The organism is Mesorhizobium sp. M7A.F.Ca.CA.001.08.2.1 (assembly GCF_003998455.1).
Lineage (GTDB): Bacteria > Pseudomonadota > Alphaproteobacteria > Rhizobiales > Rhizobiaceae > Mesorhizobium > Mesorhizobium ciceri.
In genome coordinates, this window is sequence record NZ_RZPW01001438.1 from 1 (window position 1) to 525 (window position 525).

1 protein-coding gene is annotated in these 525 nt (G+C 67.4%); it reads left to right on the top strand.

Annotation, left to right across the window (positions count from 1 at the left end):
* Positions 1 to 525 (top strand): DMT family transporter (locus EN914_RS37850; protein ID WP_164779298.1); only part of this gene is annotated, 525 nt, incomplete at both ends.

Below are 525 nucleotides of genomic sequence, written 5' to 3' on the forward strand. Positions count from 1 at the left end.
GCTTGGCCTTGCGCTCCTGCTCCTGTTTCGGCAGAAACGCCCGGAGCGCGGCGATCTGCTGTCGCTGGTGATCGTGGCACTTGGCGTGGTTGTCGGCTTTCCCTTGCTGACCGCGCTGGCGCTCGAGCACGTCACCACGGCCCATTCCATTATCTTCGTCGGCCTGCTGCCGCTGGCCACTGCGATATTCGGCGTGCTGCGCGGCGGCGATCGGCCGCGCCCGGCGTTCTGGTTGTTTTCATGCATAGGCAGTGCGCTGGTCGCGGGCTTTGCGCTGACGCAGGGCGTGACGGCCTCGCCGGTCGGCGACGGTCTGATGCTGGCTGCCATCATCGCCTGCGGCCTCGGCTATGCCGAGGGCGCCGCGCTGTCGCGCAGGCTCGGCGGCTGGCAAGTGATCTGCTGGGCGCTGGTGCTGTCGCTGCCGGTCATGCTGGTGCTGACGCTGATGACCATGCCGCCGTCGTTCGACGGCGTCGGCGTCAGTGCGTGGATGGGGCTTGCCTATGTCTCGCTGTTCAGCAT